22 protein-coding genes are annotated in these 23,217 nt (G+C 42.6%); 11 read left to right on the top strand and 11 right to left on the bottom strand.

The window, feature by feature from the left end; genetic code table 11:
- Positions 1-10 precede the first annotated feature (10 nt).
- Together D4T97_RS21005 and D4T97_RS15040 are read left to right on the top strand one after the other, a co-directional pair.
- Positions 11-1,639, top strand: coding sequence for a M28 family peptidase (locus tag D4T97_RS21005; RefSeq protein ID WP_126051582.1), 1,629 nt, complete (start codon positions 11-13; stop codon positions 1,637-1,639).
- 46 nt (positions 1,640-1,685) lie between these two features.
- The gene (locus D4T97_RS15040; RefSeq protein ID WP_126051670.1) at positions 1,686-2,267 is read left to right on the top strand and encodes a TasA family protein; all 582 of its coding nucleotides are present in this window, start codon (positions 1,686-1,688) and stop codon (positions 2,265-2,267) included.
- 108 nt (positions 2,268-2,375) lie between these two features.
- Here D4T97_RS15040 and D4T97_RS15035 read toward each other — a convergent pair whose 3' ends face one another.
- The 4 genes from D4T97_RS15035 to D4T97_RS15020 all read right to left on the bottom strand — a co-directional run bounded on the left by D4T97_RS15035 (position 2,376) and on the right by D4T97_RS15020 (position 7,688).
- Positions 2,376-3,626 carry a PucR family transcriptional regulator gene (locus D4T97_RS15035; RefSeq protein WP_126051581.1) on the bottom strand — a complete coding sequence of 417 codons (1,251 nt, stop codon included), beginning with the start codon at positions 3,624-3,626 and terminating at the stop codon, positions 2,376-2,378.
- Between the two features lie 79 nt (positions 3,627-3,705).
- Positions 3,706-5,172 carry a sodium/proline symporter PutP gene (gene putP / locus D4T97_RS15030; protein ID WP_126051580.1) on the bottom strand — a complete coding sequence of 489 codons (1,467 nt, stop codon included), beginning with the start codon at positions 5,170-5,172 and terminating at the stop codon, positions 3,706-3,708.
- A 23-nt stretch (positions 5,173-5,195) separates the two neighbouring features.
- Positions 5,196-6,740 (bottom strand): L-glutamate gamma-semialdehyde dehydrogenase, encoded by a 1,545-nt coding sequence (gene pruA / locus D4T97_RS15025; protein ID WP_126051579.1) that lies wholly within the window; start codon positions 6,738-6,740, stop codon positions 5,196-5,198.
- 30 nt (positions 6,741-6,770) lie between these two features.
- On the bottom strand, positions 6,771-7,688 hold the full coding sequence (locus D4T97_RS15020) for a proline dehydrogenase family protein (RefSeq protein WP_126051578.1): 918 nt from the start codon (positions 7,686-7,688) through the stop codon (positions 6,771-6,773).
- Positions 7,689-8,104: 416 nt separating this feature from the next.
- On the opposite strand from D4T97_RS15020, the gene D4T97_RS15015 reads away from it, so the two are divergent.
- Positions 8,105-8,929, top strand: a complete 825-nt coding sequence (locus D4T97_RS15015) for an MBL fold metallo-hydrolase (RefSeq protein ID WP_126051577.1) — start codon at positions 8,105-8,107, stop codon at positions 8,927-8,929.
- 457 nt (positions 8,930-9,386) lie between these two features.
- On the opposite strand, the gene D4T97_RS15010 is transcribed toward D4T97_RS15015, so the two are convergent.
- Positions 9,387-9,863, bottom strand: a complete 477-nt coding sequence (locus D4T97_RS15010) for a PaaI family thioesterase (protein WP_126051576.1) — start codon at positions 9,861-9,863, stop codon at positions 9,387-9,389.
- A gap of 126 nt (positions 9,864-9,989) precedes the next feature.
- On the opposite strand from D4T97_RS15010, the gene D4T97_RS15005 reads away from it, so the two are divergent.
- The gene (locus tag D4T97_RS15005; RefSeq protein WP_126051575.1) at positions 9,990-10,544 is read left to right on the top strand and encodes a thioredoxin family protein; all 555 of its coding nucleotides are present in this window, start codon (positions 9,990-9,992) and stop codon (positions 10,542-10,544) included.
- Between the two features lie 33 nt (positions 10,545-10,577).
- Here D4T97_RS15005 and D4T97_RS15000 read toward each other — a convergent pair whose 3' ends face one another.
- On the bottom strand, positions 10,578-11,483 hold the full coding sequence (locus tag D4T97_RS15000; protein WP_126051574.1) for a LysR family transcriptional regulator: 906 nt from the start codon (positions 11,481-11,483) through the stop codon (positions 10,578-10,580).
- 159 nt (positions 11,484-11,642) lie between these two features.
- Between D4T97_RS15000 and D4T97_RS14995 the strand changes: the two genes are divergently transcribed.
- The 5 genes from D4T97_RS14995 to D4T97_RS14975 all read left to right on the top strand — a co-directional run bounded on the left by D4T97_RS14995 (position 11,643) and on the right by D4T97_RS14975 (position 16,586).
- A complete protein-coding gene (locus tag D4T97_RS14995) occupies positions 11,643-12,722 on the top strand; it encodes an ABC transporter substrate-binding protein (RefSeq protein WP_126051573.1) in 1,080 nt (359 codons plus the stop codon).
- A gap of 80 nt (positions 12,723-12,802) precedes the next feature.
- Entirely contained in the window at positions 12,803-13,585 is a 783-nt protein-coding gene (locus D4T97_RS14990; protein ID WP_126051572.1) for an ABC transporter permease, read from the top strand.
- Between the two features lie 15 nt (positions 13,586-13,600).
- Positions 13,601-14,455: an ABC transporter permease gene (locus D4T97_RS14985; RefSeq protein ID WP_126051571.1), complete on the top strand. Its 855-nt coding sequence runs from the start codon at positions 13,601-13,603 to the stop codon at positions 14,453-14,455.
- Between the two features lie 36 nt (positions 14,456-14,491).
- Positions 14,492-15,376: a carbon-nitrogen hydrolase family protein gene (locus D4T97_RS14980; protein ID WP_126051570.1), complete on the top strand. Its 885-nt coding sequence runs from the start codon at positions 14,492-14,494 to the stop codon at positions 15,374-15,376.
- 466 nt (positions 15,377-15,842) lie between these two features.
- Positions 15,843-16,586 (top strand): HAD family hydrolase, encoded by a 744-nt coding sequence (locus tag D4T97_RS14975; RefSeq protein ID WP_126051569.1) that lies wholly within the window; start codon positions 15,843-15,845, stop codon positions 16,584-16,586.
- 91 nt (positions 16,587-16,677) lie between these two features.
- On the opposite strand, the gene D4T97_RS14970 is transcribed toward D4T97_RS14975, so the two are convergent.
- From D4T97_RS14970 to modA, 3 genes are read right to left on the bottom strand one after another with little or no spacing between them, the layout of a single operon-like run.
- A complete protein-coding gene (locus D4T97_RS14970) occupies positions 16,678-17,352 on the bottom strand; it encodes a sulfate/molybdate ABC transporter ATP-binding protein (RefSeq protein WP_126051568.1) in 675 nt (224 codons plus the stop codon).
- Between the two features lie 13 nt (positions 17,353-17,365).
- Positions 17,366-18,040 carry a molybdate ABC transporter permease subunit gene (modB, locus tag D4T97_RS14965; protein ID WP_126051567.1) on the bottom strand — a complete coding sequence of 225 codons (675 nt, stop codon included), beginning with the start codon at positions 18,038-18,040 and terminating at the stop codon, positions 17,366-17,368.
- A gap of 23 nt (positions 18,041-18,063) precedes the next feature.
- A complete protein-coding gene (gene modA, locus D4T97_RS14960) occupies positions 18,064-18,858 on the bottom strand; it encodes a molybdate ABC transporter substrate-binding protein (protein WP_126051566.1) in 795 nt (264 codons plus the stop codon).
- A gap of 125 nt (positions 18,859-18,983) precedes the next feature.
- Between modA and D4T97_RS14955 the strand changes: the two genes are divergently transcribed.
- Positions 18,984-19,904, top strand: a complete 921-nt coding sequence (locus D4T97_RS14955) for a helix-turn-helix transcriptional regulator (protein WP_126051565.1) — start codon at positions 18,984-18,986, stop codon at positions 19,902-19,904.
- A 72-nt stretch (positions 19,905-19,976) separates the two neighbouring features.
- A complete protein-coding gene (locus D4T97_RS14950) occupies positions 19,977-20,846 on the top strand; it encodes a sulfite exporter TauE/SafE family protein (protein ID WP_126051564.1) in 870 nt (289 codons plus the stop codon).
- Between the two features lie 209 nt (positions 20,847-21,055).
- Here D4T97_RS14950 and D4T97_RS14945 read toward each other — a convergent pair whose 3' ends face one another.
- Positions 21,056-22,339: a DUF4179 domain-containing protein gene (locus D4T97_RS14945; RefSeq protein ID WP_126051563.1), complete on the bottom strand. Its 1,284-nt coding sequence runs from the start codon at positions 22,337-22,339 to the stop codon at positions 21,056-21,058.
- Positions 22,332-22,859 (bottom strand): RNA polymerase sigma factor, encoded by a 528-nt coding sequence (locus D4T97_RS14940; protein WP_126051562.1) that lies wholly within the window; start codon positions 22,857-22,859, stop codon positions 22,332-22,334. Before D4T97_RS14940 ends, D4T97_RS14945 begins: the two co-directional genes overlap by 8 nt.
- Positions 22,860-23,217: the final 358 nt, after the last annotated feature.

The raw sequence follows: 23,217 nt of genomic DNA, 5'->3' as shown, positions 1-23,217 counted from the left end.
GGCCTTTTATATGAAAATACGCCGCTTTGGCACTCTTATGTCGGCTGTATTAATCAGTTCTACGCTGGTCGGATTTTCCCCGAAAAGCATAGAATACAGTCAGACAAGCAGTACACCAATCGTTCAGGAGGAATCTCAAGCCAGCATAGTCAACATGCAGGCGCTGATTGATAGGTTGGAGAAAGATGGAGAGATTACAAGTGCTGCTGTTGCGCGAGCATTAAAAACCCATATTACTGCGGTAGGACATTATGAAAGCAGCAAGTCATACAAGAAAGCCATTAAACATATGGAAAGCTTCCATGTCCTTTTAAACAACTATGAAAAAACCAGAATGATTTCCGGGAATGCTGCCAATCTGTTAAGTGAATATGCGGATGCATTAATTGGCCAGTGGGATGTCATTTTTGATTCTGAAAGAGTCATGGATCATATACGTGAGCTAAGTGTAGAAATTGGAACGAGAGTGCCAGGCTCAGAAGGTGAAAAGCAAGCCGCGGAATACTTGAAAAACCAGTTCCAAAGCTTAGGCTATGAAACCTCCATTCAAGAGTTTGCTATATCCAACCGGACGGAAAGAACTCTAAAAATCCTTACAAATAAAAACAAGGAAATTGCCTTGGGAGCTGCGACAGGATCTGCTGGAACAGGAGAAAATGGTGTGACGGGCGATATCTATAATGCGGGTCTTGGTCTACCTGGGGACTTCTCTGCTGCTGCAAAAGGAAAGATTGCATTAATTCAAAGGGGAGATAACACTTTCCAGGAAAAAGTTCAGAATGCAACGAATGCCGGAGCGATAGGTGTCGTTATTTACGATAACGTGGACACAGTTACCCCGCTTCGTCCAACATTGAATGGCAACAGCACGATTCCGGTAGTCGGGACGACAAAAGAGTTGGGAGAATCTTTACTTGCCCAGCTTTCCAAAGGGACTGTGAAGGGGAAATTGGTTATTCACACGTTTTCAAATCAAACATCACAAAATGTTGTTGCAGTAAAGAAACCAGCCAATGTTGTAAATCCTAAGATTGTTTATATTACATCCCATTATGACAGTGTTAATTATTCTCCGGGAGCGAATGATGACGCTTCAGGTACGGGTACGATTGTAGAGATGGCTAGAATTCTGAAGAACTCCCTTACTGATAAAGAATTGAGATTTGTTGCCTTCGGCGCCGAAGAGATCGGCTTGGTAGGATCTAACTATTATGTGAAGAACTTGCCCCAGGCGGACATTGACAGAAGTGAGATCAACTTCCAGATGGAAATGCTCGGTTCGAAATATGAACCTGGGTCCTATCTAGCATTCAACACAGTCGATGGAAAAACGAACATCGCCTGGGATTATACGAATGCGGCATTTGACAAACAAGGAAAGGATAAAGAGAAGCTGATTCTTTTTAGGAGAGGGTCATCAGACCATGTCCCATTCCACAATGCTGGTATTATAGCATCATGCTTTAACATGGGGACCAAAAGCGGTGGATTGGAACCTGAGTACCATACCTATCGTGATACGATAGAGAATGTAAGCCCTGAAAGAATTCAGTTTGCGGGCGACGTTATCAGTGCAACCATTTGGGATTATCTAGTAGACCATAGTTTCATTGCTAAGGAAATAAAGGATGCTTCCTAAGCTTTTCAGCCTCCGGCAGAGTACTTCATGGGTGGGGGAATGAATGATGAACATAAAAAGAAGGTTTCTTGTCGGCCTGACATCAATTTTACTTGGTATTGCTTTAATAAGCGGGGGCACCTACGCCTATTTTAGCGATAACAAGATGACAGATAATACATTTGCATCAGGAACCCTTGATCTGTCTGTGAACCCGAATACCTTAATCAATGTAAAGAATATTAAACCGGGAGATTCGTTTCTCCGAAACTTTACACTTAAAAACAACGGGACTCTGGACATAGGGAAGGTCATAATTGAAACAGATTATACTGTCATTGATGCAATGGGAGACAATACAGAAGATTTTGGGAATCATATTGCAGTGGAGTTTCTGCTGAATATGGACAAGAACAATCAACCGATCTATAAGACTACATTGGCAAGCCTGAAAAATATGTCACCGGATGCGGTAGCTAAGAACATTACCATTCCTGCGATTGGCAAAGGGGGGCTTCCAAGCGGTGCCAGTGAGCGCCTTGTCGTAAAATTCTCTTTCGTTGACAATGGAAAAGACCAAAATCAATTTCAGGGAGATTCCCTCAAATTGGAATGGAAGTTCGTAGCTATGCAGGCCTTTGGTGAATAAGGAAAGTAGCGTGGGCAGGGTATTCCTGCCCCTGTTTTATTTTTAGTGATACAAAATAACAGGGAAAATAGTGAAGAATAGTGTGTGGAGGGTGATTGCCCCCTCCGATTACCCTCCGCTAAAGCTTTTCCCGCCACTCACCTTCATAATTTGTAAATCAATATACAACTGGCAATTCGCATGAAAATCATCAAATCTGATGGAGGTCAGCTCTTCGATTTGATTCAATCGGTATTTTAATGTGTTTGTATGGATGTACAATTTTTTCGCCGCGTGCTTTAGGCGGCAGTTTTCTTCCAAATAGACTTCCAACGTCTGAAGCAAGCTTGTCTGGCTTTCATCGTCTTTTTGTTTCAGTTTCAGAAGGTCTGGATTCACATCGTCCATTTGTTTTTGATAATGGAAAATCGCTTCCAGGTAGCGGAATAGCCCAAGCTTTTGATATTCAAAAGACGGGAGTTCTTCCATCCCGATAAATTTTGCAGTTCTTATAACCTCAATTGCTTCCATATAACTTTTTCGCAAATGGATGACAGAGGTATATTCACGGCTGATTCCCGCGTATACCTGCTCCTCACTAAATTGAGCCAATACCGACGATACCAGTGCGTTTGCTTGTATAGACAGGTCTTTGGGTGATGACAGACTACTTCCGATCATAACAATCACCTTTAGCTGATCAATAAAAAGGTGGGTTGGCATTTTTAGTGCATTTGCGAAAAGTCCCACTTTTTCAATCAGCTCTCCGAAGGCTTCCTCACTTGTAGGGTCGACTGCAAAAACAATGGAAATAAACGAGTCAGGCATGGAAATATTGACATTCGCGGCTTCCCATTTAATTTGGGCTTCCGTTTGGAAAGTGTCGTCCATCACTTTTTTATAAAAGTTGTTCTTCTCTTCGTCTCTCTTTAACTTCAATTGCTTTTTTTGATAGAGGAGTTTACCCACATGAAAGGAAACTTCCTGTAAATAGCCGAATTCTTCGTCGGTCAGAAGGTGGTCCGTTTCCTGCACCCAGATGAATCCTAAGACGCGTTCTTTATATCTAGCGCTTACAACAACACGCTGGTTCAATCCGATTGCCTCTATTTTTTCCACTCTGAAGGGTTCCGGTATTGTTTTTAGCTGGTCGACAATGCCGTCATCCATGAATTTTTCCAAGATAGGGATCGTCCAGCGCTTTGTAAAAATGGTTTGCTTGTTCGCTTCATCAAACTGGTCGATATAAAATGAGCTGTACGCCAATAGGGTGAACTGCTCGTCCTCAATAACAACAGGCTTTTTTAAATATTCGCTGATTATTTCGGTTATTTCTTCGATACTCGTCAAAGAACGGATTTTTTCCAAGAGGCGGTCCAATCAAACTCCCCCCATCCAAAAATACAAGCGGTCAATGAAAAGTTTATCATACTTTTCATTGACCGCTTCAGTAAAAGTCCTATTCCTTCAAAAGGCGTAAGCTCTCATCAAATTCTTTTTCAATTTCGTCATTTGGTTTATACGTGATCAGGCTGACAACCACTGCAACAAGAAGGTTGATGATGAAGCCTGGCACAATTTCATATAAAGCGAAATCCAAGTTTTGCCATACAAGAACGGTCACAGCCCCGGCAACCATTCCGGCAATCGCTCCCCAGTTGGTCAATTTTCTCCAGTAGAGGCTTAAAACAACTACCGGTCCGAATGAAGCTCCGAATCCGGCCCAGGCATGGGCGACAAGGTTCAGGATCGATTCGGTTTTATTTGAGCTGAGGATGTATGCGATCACTGCGACGGCCAGAACCGCCATCCGTCCGAAAAAGACGAGCTCTTTATCGCTTGCCCCGCGGCGGAAAATTAATTTATACAAGTCCTCTGTAAGTGCACTTGACGTGACAATCAACTGCGAGGATATGGTACTCATGATTGCGGCAAGAATCGCAGCTAGAACAAATCCTGCAAACAGCGGGTGGAAAAGGATTTGGCCAAGCTCAATGAATACAGCTTCCGGATCCTGCAGCGTGTGGTTCGTTGTATGGAAATAAGCGATTCCGATCAATGCTGTCAGTACGGCTCCCAGCAATGATAAGATCATCCAGCCCATCCCGATCCGGCGGGCAACCTTCGTTTCCCGCACAGAACTGATCGCCATGAATCTGACGATGATATGCGGCTGTCCGACATATCCGAGCCCCCAGGCAAGCAGAGAAACAATCCCGATAAAAGTGGTATCCCTGAAAAAGGAGAAAAGGGCAGGATCAATGGATTGAATCGTTTCCACTGTTTGTGCTGGACCGCCGGTTTTTATGACAGCCAAGGCCGGCACGATCAAAAGCGCAATTAACATGATTAGTCCCTGTGCAAAGTCCGTCCAGCTTACGGCAAGGAATCCTCCAAAAAGTGTGTAGGCAACGACAACGAGGGCAATGATGAGCAACCCTTGCTGATAGCCGAAACCAAATGAGCTTTCGAAGAAAACGGCTCCTGCGACAAGTCCCGAAGAAACGTAAAAGGTAAAAAAGACTAGGATGACAAGGGATGAAATGATCCTTAACAGTTTTGTATTGTCTTTCAGCCGGTTTTCAAAGAAAGATGGAATCGTAATCGAATCATTACTCACCTGTGTGTAACTGCGCAGCCTTGGTGCAACAAAAATCCAGTTTAAATAGGCTCCCACAGTCAATCCGATGGCAATCCAGACACTGGTCAATCCAGTAGCGTAGACGGCTCCGGGCAATCCCATTAGGAGCCATCCGCTCATATCCGCCGCCCCGGCACTGAGTGCTGTGACTGCCGGTCCGAGCGAGCGGCCACCGAGCATATAGTCGGTCAGGTCGCCAGTTCTCCTGTAGGCGACCCAGCCGATCACGAGCATTAAAATCATATACACAACAATCGTTACTAGCTTTAATGTTTCATCTGTCATAAAATTCAACTCCGTTTTAGTGACTACAGCATCTCAGATGTAGTTTTCGCCTGCATATGAAGAAGCAGGTAATCAGGGCCTCCCGCCTTAGAATCGGTGCCGGACATATTGAAGCCGCCGAAAGGCTGATAGCCAACAATTGCTCCTGTGCAGCCGCGGTTGAAATACAGGTTACCGACATGAAATTCTTCGCGGGCTATTTCCATATTCATGCGGTTGTTCGTAATCACCGCTCCTGTCAGGCCGTATTCCGTATTATTGGCGATTTCGAGGGCTTCTGTAAAATCTTTCGCTTTGGAAAAAGCGACAACAGGGCCGAAAATCTCTTCCTGCATAAGGCGTGCCTTTGGATCAAGTCCTGCGAAAATAGTTGGCTTGATGAAGTATCCCTTCGAGTCATCGCCTTCTCCGCCGGTCATCAATTCACCTTCGTCCTTGCCTAATTCAATATACTTCATGATTTTATCAAAGGCATTTTGGTCGTTCACTGGCCCCATGAAGTTGTTCTGATCCGCAGGATCGCCGATGGTCAGCTCTTTTGTCAGTTCGACTGCACGATTTAAAACTTCGTCATATACGTCTTCGACGATGACTGCACGGGAACACGCAGAGCATTTTTGTCCGGAAAATCCGAATGCAGACTGTACAATTGATTGGGCGGCAAGCTCGAGATCCGCTTCCTTATCCACAACAATCGTATCTTTTCCTCCCATTTCGGCGATGACACGCTTCAGCCAGATCTGCCCTTCGTTCACAACGGCAGCACGCTCATAGATGCGAGTGCCGACTTCTCTTGATCCGGTAAAGCTGATAAATCGGGTTTTCGGATGGTCGACAAGGAAGTCGCCGACTTCTGATCCGCTACCTGGGATATAGTTAAGCACGCCTTTTGGCAGCCCAGCTTCTTCCATCACTTCAACAAATTTGGCTGCGACAACAGGTGTCGTCGATGCGGGTTTGAGCAGGACCGTGTTGCCAGAAACGATGGCAGCCACTGTTGTTCCAGCCATAATGGCAAAGGCGAAATTCCATGGGGAAATGATGACGCCGACGCCAAGCGGGATATAATCGTAGCGGTTGTATTCACCTGGCCGGCTTTCCACTTTTTTGCCATCTTTGAGCTCTAGCATCTGCCTTCCGTAGTATTCCAGGAAGTCGATACCTTCAGCAGTATCGGCATCCGCTTCATTCCAAGGCTTGCCCGCTTCTTTGACAAGCAGAGCGGAAAATTCATGCTTTCTTCGGCGAATGATAGCAGCCGCTTTGAACAGAACGTCCGCACGGATTTCCGGCTTTACTTTTTTCCATGATTCCAAGGCTGTGAGCGCACTATCCATTGCCTGTTGGGCCAATTCCCTGTTCGCTTTGGAGACGCGGCCGACAACCTGGTCTTTTTGGGCGGGATTCACAGAAACGATTTTTTCTTCCGTCGTGATTTTCTCACCGCCAATGACCAAAGGATAATCCTTGCCAAGATAGCTTTCCACCAATTCCAGCCCTGATTTAAAGGCCTCTTTGTTTTCCTCTGTGGAAAAGTCCATAAATGGTTCGTGTTTAAAAGTGATCATCCGACACAACTCCTTATCATAATAAAATTATTAACCTTTTACCATTCCTTTAAATGCAAATGAAATATTTGCCGGTCTTTCAGCCAGTCTTCTCATGAAATATCCATACCAGTCGCGGCCGTAAGGGACATAAACTCTCACTTTATATCCTTGCTGCACTAGGTCCAGCTGTGTTTTACTTCGCATGCCGTATAACATCTGAAATTCGAATTGATCGCTTGGGATCTGCAGTTTTGCAGCGAGTTCTTTCGTATATTCGATCATCCCATCATCATGAGTGGCGATTGCAGTATACACGCCGGATTTCAAACTTTGCTCTATCAATTTTTTATAATTGGCATCGACATCTTTTTTGTCCGGATAGGCGACGGATGCCGGCTCTTTGTAGGCTCCTTTTACAAGCCGTAAAAACGGTTTCAAAACACTTAACTCTTTTAAATCCTGTTCTGTGCGGTACAAGTAGGCCTGCAACACGGTGCTGACGCAGCTGTATGATTCCTTGAATTGTTTGAAAAGCTCCAGCGTTTTCTCACAACGGGGCTCGTCTTCCATGTCAATCGTTACCATGACACCATGCTTTTCCGCCGTGTCCAAAATGCTTGTCATGTTTCTGAAGACAAGGTCCCGGCTGATATCAAGGCCAAGCGACGTCATTTTGACAGACATGTGGGAATCAAGGTTTTCTCTGCTGATTGTTTCGATTGTCTGGATAGCCTCTTTTGTCCTTTTATTGGCCGTTTCTTCGGAATTGACAAACTCTCCCAAATGGTCAACAGTGGTGGTCAAGCCTTTACTGTTAAGATCTTTGATGATTTGGACAGAGCTTGGAAAATCAGTCCCGGCGATAATCTTCCCCGTGACAATGCTGCTGCCTCTTTTTTTGGCCATGTCATTCAGAAGGTTGTTTTTGGAAAGGAATAAAAAGAAATTTCTTGTTACCGCTTCCATTTTAATCACCACCTCGGATATATTAGGATTAACTATATTGTAAGGGCTTTCTATTAGTCTGGCATCGTTTGAAGAAAACAATTTTTGAGTGGTTCTATTGTCGGTTCGGGACAATTGCTTTTTGTACGAGGAAGACGATTGGGGAACAGGCGCTTTTTGCGACGTTCCATTACCGTTCCGTGATGAACGAATTCATGAAAACTTGATTGCTAAATCAGGGGAAGGTGTTTGAGCTCATAATGCCCGAATAGGCGTAAAAAACGTACATACGGTAACTATGAAGGATTCATAGTTTCGAAGGACATTGAAAAACTCGGGATATCCCGGAAAACACAATATCCTACTAGACTAGGCCAAAAAGACAGTGATAAGCCAAGCGAATCCAAAGGGATTTTAAAGATAAGGGGAGGATGGAAATGTTAAAATTCATTTGCACGACCTGCGGTGTCCAATATCCTTACAGCATTCGGCCACCCGAACTATGCATTATTTGTACAGAAGAGAGGCAGTATGTGAATCCGGCCGGACAAACATGGACAACACTTGATGATATGCGGAGCAGCGAAAAATATGAAAATGAAATTGTAAAAATGGAGGAAGGTTTACACAGAATCACAACAAAACCGGAGTTCGGGATTGGTCAGTCCGCCTTCCTCGTTCAAGAGAGCGGGTTCAATGTTTTATGGGATTGCATTACTTTTCTTGATGAAGAAACGGAAAAGAAAATCAGGGAGCTGGGTGGAATCGATGCCATAGCACTATCCCATCCGCATTACTATTCGACACAGGCTGAATGGGCGAAAAGCTTCGACGTTCCCATTTACATTCATGAGGATGACATGCAGTGGGTGACGGAGCCGAGCGATCGAATCGTTTTTTGGAAAGGTGATCAGTATAAACTGGCGGAAGGACTTGTTCTGCATCGGCTCGGTGGCCATTTCAAAGGAGGAGCAGTTCTGCATTGGCCTTATGGAAACAGCGGGAAAGGTATTTTATTGAGCGGCGATATCATTCAAGTCGTGGCTGATACGAACTGGGTCAGCTTTATGTATAGCTATCCGAATCTGATTCCGCTGCCCGCAAGCAAAGTAAAAGACATAGCTGAACGTGTGAAGGAACTTCATTTTGATAGGTTATATAACGCTTTTCAAAAAGTGGTCAAAGAAAATGCCGGCGAAGCTGTCCAAAATTCAGCAATCCGATATGTCAGTGCTTTGGAAGGAACGCTATTTCATTCTTGAAAGAGGTCCGCAAGAAAGTCGTGCAAAATTGATTTGATCCTGATTGAAATTAACCTAATATGTGGGCTAAGCCATTATGGTCGTGATTGGAAACCATTTTTGGCAAACACACAAAGGCTAAGTGACCGCGGCGGCAAAAAAATAGCTTACACGGTAACTAAGGGCGATTCTGAGTGACCGCGGCGGTGAAAAAAGATCTCACATGGTAACTAAGGGCGTTCCTAAGTGACCGTGGCGGCGAAAAAATAGCTTACATGGTAACTAAAGGCAGCCCTAAGCGACCGAATCGGATAATAAACCGTTAACGCGGTCACTATGAAGGCACCCCTACGGGTGCCCACTTTTTTGGTAAGATTAAACGAAAATGAATTATCACGCTCTTGGTATTCGCTTTCTTAAAATATAAACAAGCATGTGCTTCCACTCGAAATAGAGAGACTTTTTAACCGGCTTCTATTCATTTTTTAAAAGTATCCGGCATGACTACCGCTACCACTTCACCTTTTGCACAAAGGGTATCTGTGGCAAAGACTTCCACTGAAGTTTTCCATTTCTTCGGGTGGATTTCTTCAACTGTTCCGATCGCTTTTAATGTTGCGCCTTGTGGTGTAGGTTTCAAGTAGTCGACATGCAAAGAGGCCGTGACAAATCGGGGAGGCGCCAGGCCGCTGCCTGGTTCATGGCCGTTTTTCCTATGTAAAGCGAGCGCTGCTGAACCTGTTCCGTGACAGTCGACCAGTGAAGCGAGCAGACCGCCATAAACAAACCCGGGAATCGCCTTGTGTTCCTCTTTGGGTTCATAAATAGTGAGGGTCCTGTCGTCCAGCCATCCTGTTCGAAAGCGATGCCCTGCTTCATTTAGCCGCCCGCATCCAAAACAGTGCGCAAATTCGTCCGGATATTCATCTTGAACGGCGTGAATGATTTTTTCCAAATGTCTTGCCCCTTTCTTATTCCAAATTTTTCTATGTCTTCTTATATTATAGGACACGAGCAGTTTAGTTTACAGAATAATCGCGATTCGATAAGCTTTTTTTAGAACACTGAAGGAGTGAAGATAATGAATTTGAACGAATGGTTTGATAAAGGGCTAACGACTGAGCAATACATTGAAGATTTGGAGTATCATAAAGACAGCTTTTTACATATTTATGAAAACTTCCAACCGCCTGCTGACGAGGGATTTTTCAATAAAATCAAAGGGAAGAACTTACGCGTTGTCGCGTTGGCTGAGGTATGGTGCGGTCATTGTATGCTAAATGTTCCTGTTTTGCTGCGCTTGGCAGAAAAAACAGAGATGGATGTCAGACTCCTGCCGCGCGATCAGCATTTGGACTTGATGGATCAATATTTAACAAACGGCAATCGTGTCATCCCCATTTTTATTTTCATTGATGAAAACGGCGAGCAGGTGGCCAAGTGGGGTCCAATCACTGAATCAACGAAAGCATTTGTCGGTGAATTCAAGAAAGACTTACCTTCAAAAGACGATGATAGCTACGAAGAGAAATTTAAGTCTATGATCAAGATTGTGGCAAAAACATTCAAGGAAAACTCGGACTTCTGGAATGATTCCTATGAAAGCATGAAAGAAACATTGGCTGAAGTAAAATAATATTATGTGGGCGGAGGTCAATCCCCGCCCTATTTATATTTTTGGCTGCAATTCCTTGGCGACACTTTTGGTTATATCCAAAAAGCGTTCAACAATTGATGGCTGGTAATGGTTTTGCAGGGTGACCAAACTGAGCTTCGTTTCCAATTTGGGTTCCGCCAGTGGAACGAGCTTAGGGAGCTCCGGCCAATTGATTCGACTGAAATTATAAGGCGCGAAGCTGATTCCTACACCTTTCATCACCATGAAGAGCATCGGAAAAACTTCTGTTCCCCAATAAACAACGTCGGGTGAAAATCCGCTGTTATTACAGGCTTCCATAATCTCTTCGGCGATTCCCGAGCCGTGAGAGGAGGTCGGAAGGATGAATTTTTCATTCCGCAGATCGGCGATGCTGATAGACGGCTTTTCCAATAATGGATGGCCAGGCGGCAGTGCCAGCAGTAATGGTTCTGTCAATAAAGTGGATGTATGAAGATCCTCAGCTTCAAATATTGTTCGGACGATGCCGATATCTATTTTATGGTTCCTCAATTCATTCAAAACGAAGGAAGAATTCCCTTCTTTTACACGCATTACGATGTTCGGCGCTTCTTCCCGAAGCTTTTTAACCGCATCGGGAATGATGAATAAATTCGCTGAAGTGATACAGCCGGCAGTCACAGTCCCGCGCATCCCATCATTGTGTTCCACGAGTTCTTTTACCATATTTTCAGTTGTCGCGATCAATTCTTTTCCGCGCTGGTATAAAAATTCCCCGTCCCGTGTTAAATTCAGCCTTCTGCCAGAACGGTCAAACAATGACACATTCAGTTCCTTTTCAAGCTTCCCCATCATGATGCTTAAGGGTGGCTGTGTCATATTCAATGCTTCCGCCGCCTTAGAGACGCTTCCTTCCTCTACAATTTTAATAAAACAGCGCAATCGATGAAGATCCATTTTACTTCTCCCTTTTGTAAAATAATAAGACTATTTAAAATTTATATGGTATTCATATATATTATATATTTGTAATAATACAAAATGCAACATATACTATAATTTACAATTGAAAGGGTTTTCAAAAGTTTGATAGTTTAATAAAATGGGGGGATCATCTTGAGAAAAATCACATCTCTATTGGCCGTTTTCGTTTTGTTACTAGTTTTGGCGGCCTGTGGCAATTCTTCAAAATCTTCATCCGAATCATCGGGCGAAGAAGACGGGGAGCAAAAGCTGGCGAAAGAGTTGAAAGTATTTAACTGGGGAGAATATATATCCCAGGATCTAGTAAAAAGTTTTGAAAAAGAATTTGGTGTAAAAGTAATTCTGGACACATATAGTGCCAACCAGGAGATGTATACAAAGATCAAAAGCGGAGCCGTCTCCTATGATGTCGTGTTTCCGACTGATTATTTTGTAGAACAAATGATTAATGATGATTTTCTTTTAGAGCTGGACATGGAAAATATTCCAAATTTTGAACACATATCAGAACCGCTGAAAGATCAGGATTTTGATCCCGGCAACAAATATTCTGTTCCTTATTTCTATGGAAGTATTGGACTTGCTTACAATAAAGCAAAGGTTGGAGAGCCAAAGAGCTGGGAAGATTTATGGAATCCTGAATATAAAGGGCATGTATCCATGAATGAAAGTGCCAGGGAAGTATTCACGGTACCACTTCAAATCTTAGGGTATGACATCAATAATCCTACAGAAGAGCAGTTGGAGGAAGCAAAGAAAAAGCTGGAAGAACTTCATCCTAATGTTCTAACTTATGATGGCACCCCTGAGGCGCAGTTTACAAGCGGGGAAGCTTGGATAGGAATGTCATACAACACGGGAGCTGCTAAAGCCATGGCTTCGAATCCTGATGTAGGGTTTATTTTGCCTGAAGAAGGCGGAGTGCTCTGGATGGATAATATCGCTATTCCAAAAACTGCAGAAAATAAATATACAGCAGAAGTATTCATTAATTATCTACTTGAACCAGAAAATAGTAAACAAAATGCAGAAGAAGTTAAGGGGAGCAGTCCAAACGCTGCAGCAGTAGAGTTAATGGATGAGGAAATCAAAAATAATACTGCAATCTACCCAACAGATGAAGAGGTCTCAAGAGGCCAATGGTATCAAATATTGGAACCGAAAACTTTAGAGTCAATCAATCGCTTATATAACGAGCTCAAGATTCAATAATACTAAAATATTGCATTGAATAAAGTGGCCGCGTTGAGCCACTTTATTCAATTATTGCAACTTTGGAAAGGCAGATGCAGATGCGGCCAAAAACTAAGAAGATACTTGGTGTTTATACTTTCATCATGTTTTTGTTTTTCTACGTTCCTATCATTGTGCTGATGGTTTACTCTTTTAATGACTCAAAGACAGGGACCACATGGACGGGCTTTACATTTGACTGGTACACACAATTGTTTTCAAACGGGCAAATATTGAGTGCAACGCAGAACAGTCTATTTATTGCGGTTGTGACTACTGTGATTTCCGCCATTATAGGTACCCTCGCAGCACTTGCCTTGCATCGGTATGAATTTCCGGGCAAGAAATTTTTTGATTTTCTATTTTACATTCCTGTAGTTATTCCCCACGTGGTTGTTGCAGTTGCGCTTTTGTCCCTTTACGGTTGGTTGGATGTTACTTTAGGTACAACAACAGTTATTCCAGGACATGTAGCGCTCACTACTTCGTACGTTATTTTTGTTGTCATGGCAAGACTGGTGAGATTTGACAGCTCGATTGAGGAAGCTGCAAAAGATCTTGGTGCCAATGGGTGGCATACGTTTTGGAGAGTTACATTTCCATTGATTTTCCCCGCCATTCTAGCCGGCTCCTTATTAGTTTTTACAATATCTCTTGATGAATTTAATATTTCATACTTTACCGCCGGACCAGGATCCGATACTTTGCCGGTCCTCGTTTATTCAATGGTTCGCCAGGGGATTTCCCCGGAAATCAATGCCCTATCTACTATAATGATTTTGTTAATTGTGATCGGGGTTGTTGCAGCAGGAAAAGGCATGGGAAGTTCAAAACAAAAGTAGATAGAGGGTGATTTAATGGTTAAAAGTGTAAGAAGCGCTTATGCAATGTTGTCGCCAAGTTTACTTTGGCTGCTTTTCTTCCTAATGATACCGGTTGTTATGATCACTATCATCAGTTTTACTGTAAATGGCGGCTACGGGACAACTATTTATGAGTTTAGTATAGAGTCTTATAAGACTGCTTTCAGTTCACTATATTTGAAAGTTATTTGGAATTCCTTATACTGGGCCTTTATGACAACGATTGTCTGTCTTCTTTTGGCCTATCCGTTCGCCTATTTTGTTGCTCACGCGGATAAATGGAAAAACATGCTTCTTGTTCTCGTCATGATTCCGTTTTGGTGCAACCTCGTTATCCGTCTGTATTCATGGATCATCCTGCTGAATAATGAGGGGGTCATTAATAATATTCTCAAGAATCTAGGATTTATTTCTGAGTCGATTAATATGCTGTACACACCAAGCGCTGTTTTGATCGGCATGGTATATGGTTTTCTTCCGTTCATGATTCTTCCGATCTATTCATCTATCGAACAATTGGATAAAACATATCTGGAAGCTTCGGAAGACCTGGGGGCAAGTCCTGTAAAAACGTTTTTGAATGTCACGCTGCCTTTGACAATGCCTGGTGTACTGGCAGGTGTCATCATCACATTTGTACCTGCGCTAAGTGTTTTCGTAACAACTGATTTATTGACTGGAAATAAGCTGGTCATGGTGGGAAATGTCATACGTGATACGTTTATGGTTGAGATGAACTGGCAGCTCGGTTCTGCCTTGGCGATTCTTCTGACAGTCCTTGTTTTGATTTCTATAATGTTGTTCATGAAATATACTTCATCCAGTGGCGGGAAAAACTTTCTTGCATAACGACAGTAGAAATTTAACAGAAAGGAAGACTGAGATATGGATCTGACTGTCTCGGCAGTCCAATATTATATTAGAGAAATCATAGAAGAAGCCGAATTTGTCCAGCAGGTGGAAAAAGTGGTCAGCCAGGCAATGAAGGACAATCCGCATTTCATTGTATTTCCGGAGTTTTTCACCACGCAGCTGATGTGCCTGCTTCCAAAAGGGACAGAGTATGATCTGGTCAGGGGGCTGGATCGGTATACTGGACTTTATATCGATTTGTTCAGACGTTTGAGTATATCAAATAAGGTCCATATCATTGGAGGCACACATGTTGTAAAAGATGAAAACGGCCGCTGGGTGAATCGATGTTACATGTTTTATCCGGATGGCAACTTTGTTTATCAGGATAAAATCCATTTAACGCAATTTGAAAAGAGAATGTTTCAGTTGGACGCTGGCAGTCAATTGAACATATTTGACACCGAATGGACGAAGGTAGCTCTGCTGACCTGTTATGATATTGAGTTTCCTGAGCTTTCAAGAAAAGTAGCTTCAGAAGGGGCGGAAATTGTGTTTTGTCCATCATGGACGGAAGGGATGCATGGTGTGCACCGGGTCGATCATTGTGCAAGAGCAAGGGCTGTCGAAAATCAATTGTTTGTTGTAAAAACAGCCACCCTGAGTGATTTGCCTAAGTTAGAGAACTTTTCAACTGAAGCTGGATTTGCAGGAATCTATTCTCCTTGCGACCCCTTTTTTTCCGAGGATGGGACAATCGTCAGAGGAGAAAATAACAAGGAAATGATCGTAAGCGGCCGGCTAGATTTGGGAGCTTTGAGGAGATCGCGCGAGCATAGTCCGGCACCGTTGTTGAATGATGTTCGGGATGATATTTATTCGGTGCAATTTTCTACTTGTGTAAAAACACCTAAATAGTTTTTCTAAGACAAAGTCTACTTACATAGGTGGACTTTGTTTTTTTCGTTTAGGATATTCTTAATTCTATGCTTCTGTATAGCTTGTTTTGCGTCCAACTCCGACGGACAGGAAGTGCTAGTGACCACCGAAGCCACAGGATGTGATGCTTTGAGGCGGCCAGCGCTTGTCGCCCCAAAACAGCTGCAATCCACATTTCAGCTCAGCTCAGTCTGTACGTCGATGCTTCTGTTTTTTCCTTTAATTAAACTTCTTCAGTAAACATTTCTTCATAAAGATTTACATACACTTTACATATTCCTACCATTCTATTAACATTCGGCTCCTATAATTTTAATTGCAATGGGAAGAGCAATTCAGTTTGAGTAAAATCTAAATGGAAAAATTAACCAGTATTTCATAGGGAAGGGGCATGAAGAAAGAGTGTGTTTAGAAGAATTACTCAATTTGATGGAAGAGAGATGCAATGATTAAAGGTATTTTATTTGATAAAGATGGGACATTGGTAGAGTTTAACACATTATGGATCAACTCCACTTATTCAGTGATTTACGAATTGGTAAAACAATATGCCTTGGGAGACTACGTGGGAAAAACGAATAAAATTGCCCATTTTATTGGACTGAAAGGAAATGAGGTGGACGAAAACAGTTTATTGGCTGGAAAAACGTCGAAAGATATTTCGAAAGTCATAGCTGACTCACTTCATGCCGACCAGGAGAAGATCCATAAAGAAATGAATGGATTATATTATCGCTACGTTCAGGAGCATAGCGAAGATATAAAAGCGATTGGTAATTTAGCGGCATTGTTTAAGCAGTTGAAAAAGAATCAATTAAAAATAGGAATTGTTACTGCAGACAATTTTGATGTTACTATGCTTACAATCACAGAATTGGGGATTCGCAAATATATCGATTTTATTGGAACCGCGGATCTTTATGAGAAAAAACCGAGTCGAGAAGCAATGGAAGTTTTTTGCTATGCGCATAGCCTGAAGCCGGACGAAGTTATCCATGTAGGGGATACACCGGTAGATATGGAGTTTTCAAAGCATGGCCGATTCGGGGTTGGTGTGCTTTCAGGTGTCGGTTCGGAAGAAACGCTTCGGAAATATACTCCTCATATTGTTGAGTCTGTTCAGGATTTAATTGATAACAAAGGAAACTTTATTTACTCTGATAGTTTATTGGAACTGCAGGCTTATTGATATCGGTGCGGGCAGTGTCTGAAAGCAGCAGTCAGCTTTCCGTCTTCCGGAGCAGTTGACTGCTGTTTCGCCTTGCATCAGGAGATAAATTTTAAATCCCTGGTGTCAAAAACGGTCTGGACGTCTCCGTCTGACCATCTTTTTTGACATACTCCTCAAGTATTTCTCCTCTTTCCAAATATAAAATCCGATCCCCTAATTTTTCCGCCTCATCATGGTTATGGGTGACCATGATAATTGGGATGCGCCAAAGCTCGTGGATCCGGAGAAGTTCTTCGTGGCTTTTCCTCCTGGTTTCGTCGTCGAGTGCAGAAAAAGGCTCATCCAAAAGGAGGGCGTCAGGTTCAGTTGCAATGGCTCTGACGATTGCAACCCGCTGCTTTTCACCCCCGGAAATTTCAGAAGGATATTTATCTGCCAAGTGCTCAATTCGCAGTTCTTTCATCAAGTCCTTTGCGAAGGTTTCGTTCTTCATGCCATACGCGATATTTTTCCAGACCGTCATGTGTGGAAAAAGGGCGTAATCTTGGAATAGGTATCCGATATTCCTTTTTTGAATAGGTACGAACGGCTTACCGTCAAAATAATCTTTTTCGTTTAGACGGATGATCCCGGAATCAGGGTGGCTAAGGCCGGCAATACAGTTAAGGATTGTAGTTTTTCCCGACCCGGAAGGACCGAACAGGACAACGATTTCATTGGCTGCCGAGAATTGTATATTCATGTGAAAGTGAGTCAGTTGTTTTTGAATGTCGACAGTGAGCACAGTCATACCTCCATCAGGATTTCGAATGTTTCATCATATTCCTTTTACTCCACCAGTTCAGCCATAAAATCGCGCTAAACCCAAGAACGACAATAATGATGACCCAGAATTTGGCCAGTCCCATATTTCCCGATTCCACGGCGAAATAGATGGCAAGCGGAATCGTATCCGTCACGTTCGGAATGTAACCGGCGATCATCAATGTTGCGCCGAATTCGCCAAGCGCCCGGGCAAAGGTGAGGACGGTTCCTGCCAGCAATCCCGGCCATGCAAGCGGAAACGAAATCGTCCAAAACACTTTCCATTTGGAAGCTCCCATCGTGTAAGCCGCGTTCTCAACGTTTGAATCATATTGCTGAAAAGCGGCCGCTGCACTTTGGTACATCAACGGAAAAGAGACGACAACCGCCGCGATAATGACACCATACCATGTAAAAACGATTTGGAAATCGAACCAGTCGAGCAGCAGTTTTCCGATGAATCCATTTTTTCCGAAAGCGTATAAAAGTCCGAAGCCGACAACGGTCGGAGGAAGCACAAGCGGAAGCAAAATGATTGCCTCCACTACGCTTTTCCCATAAAAAGAGTTGCGTCCTATGAGCCTGGCAAGGACAACCCCTGTAATAAAAACAATCACCGTTGCGATAGCGGCTGTTTTAAATGATAGTAATAGAGGTGAGTAGTTCATAGATTTATCATACCTTAACAGGATTATTTCTTGAATCCGTACTTTTCAAAAATGTTTTGGGCTTCCTCAGTTAGCAGGAATTTCAGAAATTCTTCCGCTTCTTTTTCATGTTTCGTATCTGCCAGGACGGCACCCGGGTAAATGATCGGGTCGTGAAGTGACAAATCGGCTTCGGCAAGAATGTTGATTTTATCAGAAGTCACCGCATCACTTTCATAGACAAATCCGATATCGGCGTTGCCGGTTTCAACATAGGTCAATACCTGGCGCACATCTTTTGCCATTACGAGCTTCTTTGCTTTTTCTAGCTCATCCCACTTTTTTAATTTATGTAAAATCTCTTCGGTATACTTTCCCGCTGGAACGCTTTCAGGGTTGCCAATCGCGATTTGGTCTACATCAGCCGCCTCAATTTCATCGACTGATTCATATTTGAAATTGGAATCCATCCCTGTGATTAGAACAATTTTATTGCCCGTGATATCTTCCCTTGTAGATGTATTGACCAGGTCCTCGTCTTCGAGTGTATCCATCCATTCATGGTTGGCTGAAATGAAAATATCAACAGGAGCCCCTTGCTGGATTTGTTGGGCCAATGTCCCAGAGCCGCCTAAATTAAACGTCAGTTCCACTGAATGATCTTTTTCATATATTTCTTTGATTTCTTCCAATGCATCGGTCAGGCTGACAGCTGCAGAGATTGTCAAAGGCGTTTTTTTCTCGGCTTTTTCATTTGAATCACTGCTTGTTTCAGTACTATTGCAGCCTGCAAATAACAAAATGATGCTAAGCAACATGAAAATTGCAAATCTTTTCACCGTAATCCCCCTAAGGAAGTTAATATTGATTATATCTACTTATAACTAGTTATATCTAATTATAATTAGCCTGAAAACATAAGTAAATGATAAAATATAATTATTAAGAATATTGAGGTGTTTTTATGGCACACAATGAATCTTTTACAACTGAAGAGATTGCCCAGCTTTTAAAAGTCTCGAAGCTGACAGTCTATGATTTGATAAAAAAAGGGGAGCTGAAAGCTTTTCGGGTAGGCCGGCAGATGCGGGTAGACGTCAAAGAGCTGGAAAATTATAAAACACGGGGACAGGAAGTGAAGTCTGTCCAAGGGGTCAAAACTGGAAGTTCAGGCAAAGAGGCTATACATCAAGTTGTGATTAGCGGACAGGACGTCAGTCTTGATATTTTGGCAAGACAGATTGAAGCGAAAACAAATGAAATTCGACCGCTGCGTTCCTATGCGGGTAGTCTTGACAGTCTAATTGCCATGTATCTGGGAAAAGCGGATATTGTGAGCACGCATCTGCTTGACGGCGATACGCTTGAATATAATCTTCCATACATTAGGAAAATGTTGGTCAGCCAATCTTTTGTTGTCATTCACATGCTTGAGCGAGAGGCGGGGCTCTATGTAGCAAAAGGTAACCCGCATGATCTTCAGGCATGGAAGGATTTTGCTAAGCCGGGGATCAAGCTGATCAATCGGGAAACAGGTGCCGGTGCACGGGTGTTGCTGGATGAACAGTTACGGTTAAACAGTATTTCAAGGAATCAAGTAAATGGATATGACAATATCCAGACAAGCCATTTGGGTGTGGCGAGCGCTGTTGCAAACGGCCGGGCAGATGTGGGCATTGGCATTGAGCAGCCCGCTAAAGTTGCAAATATAGATTTTATTCCTCTCATCACTGAAAGCTATGATTTGGTCATCCTGAAAAATGAGGCCAACAAACATCTAATAGATAATGTTACGGAGATTTTAAATAACAAAGAATTTAAGGAAGAACTACAGTCTCTTGGCTATGGAGTAGAAAGAACGGGGAAAGTTGTGTACGAACAATAGGCGGGTGCTTGTCACTCCTAGAAATTTGTCGGGAGTGTACGGGTGTCAGGACTAAGAAGTAGGTGGTTTGTTATGTGGACCTTAGCCTTTTTTATCGGTTTATTCGCGGGCATCATTTCGGGAATGGTGTCGGTTGGAGGCAGCATTATTGTAACGAGTATGCTCATTCTGCTTTCAGCCGTTTTTCAGTTGAAGTTGGACATGAAACAAATTGTGACGACAACGGCATTTTATACACTATTTACAACAATTTCAGGTGCAATCTATTTTTGGCTAAACAAGCTTGTTGTCAATAAAATCGTTATATATTTTGGCATTCCTGCAGTGATTTCAAGTCTGATTTCATCTTTACTAGCCAATTCATTCAACGACAATGTACTTCAAGGAATATTTGCCATCTTTGCATTGCTTGCTGCAGTGGCGATTATTTTGCCAAGCCGCAATAAAGAAGTTGAAGTAGATGATCAATTTCCATACTTCACTTCTGTCTTTCTTAGTGTGATTGTCGGGATGGTCGGCGGCATGATCGGTGTCGCTGCCGGGTTCCTGTATATGCCGATATTCCTTCGGTTGTTCCGGTTATCAATCAGGCAGGCAGTGGGGACCGGCATGGTTGTCGGTGGGATGCTGTGCGTAGGGACCATATTGGGGAAGCTGAGCGGGGAATATATTCGCATGGATGTCATTGTGCCGCTTGGAATCAGCGGTGTTATAGGAGCGGTGATTGGCGGAAAATTAACGGGATTGATCAGTGAAAAATGGCTGAACCTATTGATGTGCTTAATCATGGCGGCCATCGCTGTTCAGACGATTGTTGTATTTCTGGCCAATTCGTTGATGGTTTCGCTGCCGGTGGTCATTGTGGCAGCCTTGGTGATAACAGTGGCTTTCATTTGGCTCATTTTTAGTTTTAATAAAACTTATGTAAAGACGAGGACATAATTTGAAATATAGGTCGGGCGGAGGATTATCAAGTTTAAGAAAAATGATAAGGGTGATGTGATTCATTTATCAATAAATGCACGAACTCTGTGGGACAATTGCACGAACCCGGCCTTGGATTGCACAAACTTAATCTTCAATTGCACGAATCCCAAAAAACTTAAAAACCTGCTTTATCCTTTCAAGGAAAAAGCAGGTTCATCCAGTCTCTATTTAACCGGTATCTCAATTTTTTGGTTATAATCCTTCATGTAATGCATTCCTTCTATAAGTAATGACTCAGGTTTGTCTTTCGTATCGAACAACAGGGTCCGTTCCTTCATGATCCGGCCGTCCTCTTTTTCCAAATCAATTTGGTTTACTGTGGTCAATAAGGGGATCGCTCCACTTTTTGTTTCAATCGATACACCATCTAGCATAACGTCCTCATCAGTTGCAATTGTGATTTCCGTTCCTTCGGAAGTTGTTGCTACGTTTTGGATGATCAAATCCTTATTTCCCACAGTAAAATTTTTCCGGGAAGTAAATTTTATTTTTTCCTCAAGTTTCTTATATCCCGCAAACTCTTTAATCACCAGTTCCAGTGAATCAAGCTTTTTCGGCAACGCATCGTAGCGCAGGTCAAACTTCATACCGTTAAGTGCTGATCGATAGCCGCTTCCGATCGTATCGACAGGCACTCCATTGGCGATTAACTCTATGCCATCCAATGCGGAAGGAACTCTGTCAAAGTTTCCAACATTGAGCTTTCCGTCAATCACTGTCAATGTTGGTGAGGCCGTGATGGATTTGAAGGAAATTGTCCCTTTGTCCACTTTGATGTTCCTATTAATTTTTTGTCTAAGCTCAGTCTGCATGGCTTTGTTTGGATCGTAAGGGAAGGTGATACTTTCATCTTTCATGGGGCCATTCTCAACATATTCCCAATAATGAAAGGTAAGTTTTTTGGAAAATGGACTAATAGGTTCAAAGTACATTGTTCCTTTGACTTCGGTGTTTTCACCGTTCGTAATATAAGTACTGCTTTCGAAATTTGATTTTGTTAAGAACCCGGTAATTTTCAGTGGTTGAAAAAGGTCAATAGCTTCTTTGTTCAACCCTTTGGGATTACTTAACGTATAATACATGATCATCTGGTTTGAATCTGTCATGATTCCGTCGATTGTAAGAGTAGTCCCATCTCTAAGGGGCGCTTTCTTTTCAATGGTTTGGCCCAGTCCTTTGTCGTTCAGCTCTTGTAAGGTGCTATTTATTATTTCATCGAATCCAAGCAGTTTTTTCCCATAGTAGGCTAAGGCATTATATTGATATCCGGTTGCAACTATGAACACCAGGGCTATTGCCGCAAGCTTCAAAATTGCTGAAGTCCGCTTTGGCCTTTTATCAGGGACAGTTTGTAAAGTGCTCCTCAGTCTTGACTCCAGTTCTTCCGGTGCGCTGATAGCGTCCAGGCGTTTTTTTTCTTTATTTAACAGTTTGTCAAAATCAATCATCCCGATCACCCCCGAAGAGTTCCCTCAGTTTTTTCAAGCCTTCGAATACCCTTGATTTCGCAGTTCCGATCGAAACATCAGTTACGTCAGCAATCGTTTTGTAATCAAGGTCGTGATAATATTTCAATTGAATGGCTTCCCTTTGATTTTCATTCAGATGACGAAGCATTTGCTGGATATCTAAACGCTGCTCACTGCTTATAAAAGGAGCCTGATAACAACTTTGGCCCTCTGGTGTACTTTCCAGCAGGATTACTTTCTTGTCCTTTTTGAGCATGGATTTACAAATGTTCACTAAGATTGTTTTGCTCCAGCTATAAAAAGCACCTGCTTTATTTAATTGATCAATTTTTTCGTATAATGTGAGAATCATATCCTCCATAGCGTCCATCGCATCATGCTCATTTTTCATATATGTGAAAGCAAGCCTGTAATAAGCATCCTTTTCTGCCATTACCAATTGGAGCAATGCTTCCTTGTCTCCCTTTTTAGCCTTTTTCACGAGCAGGCCTTTCCCCATGACCCCCACCTCACTTATCTATAAGAGTAATCATAGGGTAAAAAAGTTCATTATTGTTAAAAGTTTTTAAAATGGATTTATTAAACCCTAATCCTGCGTGCTGGCACCCAATTCCATTAGTAATTGACGGATATAGCCCAAGGTTTTCTAAATATGGTTCTTTGTAAAAACCTGGCGAACCGTGTCCGAAAGGGGATTTTTCGAGTTTATTCTATGATATTTGCATCAATTTGCTATTTATTTGATCGCCGTAAAAAATCAATCTTACAATCAGCCAGACTAGTTTCCCTGATGATTAATTTCAATAACGAAACAAAAAATTTCATTTTTGAAAGATTAATTAACAAAAGAGACTGAA

It is taken from the genome of Siminovitchia acidinfaciens, assembly GCF_003605385.1.
In the GTDB taxonomy this organism is placed as follows: domain Bacteria; phylum Bacillota; class Bacilli; order Bacillales; family Bacillaceae_C; genus Siminovitchia; species Siminovitchia acidinfaciens.
The sequence above is the reverse complement of the archived record's forward strand: the minus strand, read 5'-3'. Positions and strand labels throughout refer to the sequence as shown.

Coding starts and splice junctions, on each gene's coding strand:
- putP (WP_126051580.1), bottom strand. CDS start 5,172: ATGACAGATGAAACATTAAAGCTAGTAACGATTGTTGTGTATATGATT.
- pruA (WP_126051579.1), bottom strand. CDS start 6,740: ATGATCACTTTTAAACACGAACCATTTATGGACTTTTCCACAGAGGAA.
- D4T97_RS15005 (WP_126051575.1), top strand. CDS start 9,990: ATGAATTTGAACGAATGGTTTGATAAAGGGCTAACGACTGAGCAATAC.
- D4T97_RS14940 (WP_126051562.1), bottom strand. CDS start 22,859: ATGGGGAAAGGCCTGCTCGTGAAAAAGGCTAAAAAGGGAGACAAGGAA.
- D4T97_RS14975 (WP_126051569.1), top strand. CDS start 15,843: ATGATTAAAGGTATTTTATTTGATAAAGATGGGACATTGGTAGAGTTT.
- D4T97_RS14950 (WP_126051564.1), top strand. CDS start 19,977: ATGTGGACCTTAGCCTTTTTTATCGGTTTATTCGCGGGCATCATTTCG.
- D4T97_RS14945 (WP_126051563.1), bottom strand. CDS start 22,339: ATGATTGATTTTGACAAACTGTTAAATAAAGAAAAAAAACGCCTGGAC.
- D4T97_RS15015 (WP_126051577.1), top strand. CDS start 8,105: ATGTTAAAATTCATTTGCACGACCTGCGGTGTCCAATATCCTTACAGC.
- D4T97_RS15040 (WP_126051670.1), top strand. CDS start 1,686: ATGAACATAAAAAGAAGGTTTCTTGTCGGCCTGACATCAATTTTACTT.
- D4T97_RS15000 (WP_126051574.1), bottom strand. CDS start 11,483: ATGGATCTTCATCGATTGCGCTGTTTTATTAAAATTGTAGAGGAAGGA.
- D4T97_RS14980 (WP_126051570.1), top strand. CDS start 14,492: ATGGATCTGACTGTCTCGGCAGTCCAATATTATATTAGAGAAATCATA.
- modB (WP_126051567.1), bottom strand. CDS start 18,040: ATGAACTACTCACCTCTATTACTATCATTTAAAACAGCCGCTATCGCA.
- D4T97_RS15020 (WP_126051578.1), bottom strand. CDS start 7,688: ATGGAAGCGGTAACAAGAAATTTCTTTTTATTCCTTTCCAAAAACAAC.
- D4T97_RS14985 (WP_126051571.1), top strand. CDS start 13,601: ATGGTTAAAAGTGTAAGAAGCGCTTATGCAATGTTGTCGCCAAGTTTA.
- D4T97_RS14990 (WP_126051572.1), top strand. CDS start 12,803: ATGCGGCCAAAAACTAAGAAGATACTTGGTGTTTATACTTTCATCATG.
- D4T97_RS14955 (WP_126051565.1), top strand. CDS start 18,984: ATGGCACACAATGAATCTTTTACAACTGAAGAGATTGCCCAGCTTTTA.
- D4T97_RS21005 (WP_126051582.1), top strand. CDS start 11: ATGAAAATACGCCGCTTTGGCACTCTTATGTCGGCTGTATTAATCAGT.